We start from the raw sequence: 3252 nt of genomic DNA on the forward strand, positions 1-3252 counted from the left end.
ATCAGATACCAGGTGCAGGAGCAAGGCGATCCTCGACTCCGGCAGAGGCTGTGCATCAAGCCGGAGGAGGTACTGGTAACGCGCTTTTGTCAGCCAGAGGGTGGAGGCTGTCAGCGCCAGTGATATAAGACGGTAATTCACCATTTGGATTGTCCGCTCCACCCAACATGTTGTTTCCTTAAGGTTCTCACACCAGAAAGGACATCAACATGCTGAGCAGAGAGGACTTTTACATGATAAAGCAAATGCGCCAGCAGGGCGCGTACATTGTCGATATTGCGACTCAGATTGGTTGCTCTGAACGGACGGTCAGACGCTACCTCAAATACCCTGAACCGCCAGCCAGAAAGACCCGCCACAAAATGGTTAAGCTGAAACCGTTTATGGATTACATCGACATGCGCCTGGCAGAGAATGTCTGAAAGGTCTCAGGAGCGGTTAATGGAAACGCTGGAGAATTCAGAACGACACTGGCCTGCCAGAAGAAAACATATGTTCTTTCAGATTTTTATGGCGCAGCACATCTGTCGTGATGCTGTGGAAATTCACTGGGCGAACGGTAATATTCAGGTCATCAGACCTGTGCGGGGGATCAGTATTAATGGTGAAGCGCAGGGCGGAATACGTCCCCCTTACTGGGTTATTCTTACTTTTTGCCGGAGTGCCGATGGCAGAATCATCTGCAGTGAAGGGTATGCTCATGCTCTTTATCAACTGACATGTCCGGTGCCTGTGGATAGCAAACTGGAACGAAACACGCTCACTGCTCTTCTGAATGTGGCCAGCTGGCTTAAAAGAAAGCCTGGTACGCCGGAATTAAGTCTGGAAAGGCCCCTGTTTGATACAGAAGTTTATGTTAATGGTGAAAAGAAATATGTCCTGCCGGATTTCATTGTCACAGCAAGGGCTCCTGACGGAAAGACGGCCAGAGTGGTCATCGAAACGATGGGATATGAAGACAGTGATTACTGCGCGAGAAAATCCAGGCAGCATACCGGCATGAAGCAGATTGGTGTTCTGCATACCGATCCACCGAAATGGCTGGATAACGATCATCCCCCTTTTGAGAAACATATGTACGGTGTTTTTATGCATCTCAGGTACTGAGATATTTTGTGGCTCAGTTCTGTAACTTTTCCCGTAACATTGTCTGTTGTTACGGGAAAGTCCGGTTTTTGTATTGCACCAGAGAATACCCAGACTGTGATGCTGCCACAGCGTCAGCAGGCTTTCTGAACGGTATAATACCACTTCATGTTAATGATAATCACTATCATTAAATCTTGACATGCCATTTTCTCCTTAATAAATTAATACTGTATATGTATCCATATACGTAAGCAGTTAATTCATTTGTTTTCCTCAGAGGATGAAGGAGATACCGAATGTCTGACCCTGTACGTATTACAAATCCCGGTGCAGAATCGCTGGGGTATGATTCAGATGGCCATGAAATTATGGCCGTTGATATTTATGTAAACCCTCCACGTGTCGATGTCTTTCATGGTACCCCGCCTGCATGGAGTTCCTTCGGGAACAAAACCATCTGGGGCGGAAACGAGTGGGTCGATGATTCCCCAACCCGAAGTGATATCGAAAAAAGGGACAAGGAAATCACAGCGTACAAAAACACGCTCAGCGCGCAGCAGAAAGAAAATGAGAATAAGCGTACTGAAGCCGGAAAACGCCTTTCTGCGGCAATTGCTGCAAGGGAAAAAGATGAAAACACACTGAAAACACTCCGTGCCGGAAACGCAGATGCCGCTGATATTACACGACAGGAGTTCAGACTCCTGCAGGCAGAGCTGAGAGAATACGGATTCCGTACTGAAATCGCCGGATATGATGCCCTCCGGCTGCATACAGAGAGCCGGATGCTGTTTGCTGATGCTGATTCTCTTCGTATATCTCCCCGCGAGGCCAGGTCGTTAATCGAACAGGCTGAAAAACGGCAGAAGGATGCGCAGAACGCAGACAAGAAGGCCGCTGATATGCTTGCTGAATACGAGCGCAGAAAAGGTATTCTGGACACGCGGTTGTCAGAGCTGGAAAAAAATGGCGGGGCAGCCCTTGCCGTTCTTGATGCACAACAGGCCCGTCTGCTCGGGCAGCAGACACGGAATGACAGGGCCATTTCAGAGGCCCGGAATAAACTCAGTTCGGTGACGGAATCGCTTAAGACGGCCCGTAATGCATTAACCAGAGCTGAACAACAGCTGACGCAACAGAAAAACACGCCTGACGGCAAAACGATAGTTTCCCCTGAAAAATTCCCGGGGCGTTCATCAACAAATCATTCTATTGTTGTGAGTGGTGATCCGAGATTTGCCGGTACGATAAAAATCACAACCAGCGCGGTCATCGATAACCGTGCAAACCTGAATTATCTTCTGACCCATTCCGGTCTGGACTATAAACGCAATATTCTGAATGACCGGAATCCGGTGGTGACAGAGGATGTGGAAGGTGACAAGAAAATTTATAATGCTGAAGTTGCTGAATGGGATAAGTTACGGCAACGATTGCTTGATGCCAGAAATAAAATCACCTCTGCTGAATCTGCGGTAAATTCGGCGAGAAATAACGTCAGTGCCAGAACAAATGAACAAAAGCATGCAAATGATGCTCTTAATGCCCTGTTGAAGGAAAAAGAGAATATCCGTAGCCAGCTTGCTGACATAAATCAGAAAATAGCTGAAGAGAAAAGAAAAAGGGATGAAATAAATATGATAAAGGATGCCATAAAACTCACCTCTGATTTCTACAGAACGATATATGATGAGTTCGGTAAACAAGCATCCGAACTTGCTAAGGAGCTGGCTTCTGTATCTCAAGGGAAACAGATTAAGAGTGTGGATGATGCACTGAACGCTTTTGATAAATTCCGTAATAATCTGAACAAGAAATATAGCATACAAGATCGCATGGCCATTTCTAAAGCCCTGGAAGCTATTAATCAGGTCCATATGGCGGAGAATTTTAAGCTGTTCAGTAAGGCATTTGGTTTTACCGGAAAAGTTATTGATCGTTATGATGTTGCTGTGGAGTTACAAAAGGCTGTAAAAACGGACAACTGGCGTCCATTTTTTGTAAAACTTGAATCACTGGCAGCAGGAAGAGCTGCTTCAGCAGTTACAGCATGGACGTTTTCCGTCATGCTGGGAACCCCTGTAGGTATTCTGGGTTTTGCAATTATTATGGCGGCTGTGAGTGCGTTTGTTAATGATAAGTTTATTGAGCAGGTCAATAAAC

1 protein-coding gene and 3 pseudogenes are annotated in these 3252 nt (G+C 46.3%); 3 read left to right on the top strand and 1 reads right to left on the bottom strand.

Going from position 1 to position 3252, the window contains the following annotated elements:
* Window positions 1–108, bottom strand: a pseudogene (locus tag E0D98_RS28100) (transcription termination factor NusG); the annotation flags it as partial.
* Window positions 109–209: 101 nt separating this feature from the next.
* On the opposite strand from E0D98_RS28100, the pseudogene E0D98_RS22670 reads away from it, so the two are divergent.
* From E0D98_RS22670 to E0D98_RS22680, 3 genes and pseudogenes are all read left to right on the top strand, one after another.
* Window positions 210–419, top strand: a pseudogene (locus E0D98_RS22670) (helix-turn-helix domain-containing protein); the annotation flags it as partial.
* Window positions 415–1107, top strand: a pseudogene (yagA, locus tag E0D98_RS22675) (protein YagA); the annotation flags it as partial. The pseudogenes E0D98_RS22670 and yagA, both read left to right, overlap by 5 nt.
* A gap of 278 nt (window positions 1108–1385) precedes the next feature.
* Window positions 1386–3252, top strand: a 1867-nt coding sequence (locus tag E0D98_RS22680; RefSeq protein WP_131891077.1) for a colicin Ia central receptor-binding domain-containing protein, incomplete at its 3' end; no start/stop codon positions are given.

The organism is Escherichia sp. KCJ4928 (assembly GCF_004352695.1).
Classification (GTDB): domain Bacteria; phylum Pseudomonadota; class Gammaproteobacteria; order Enterobacterales; family Enterobacteriaceae; genus ECMA0423.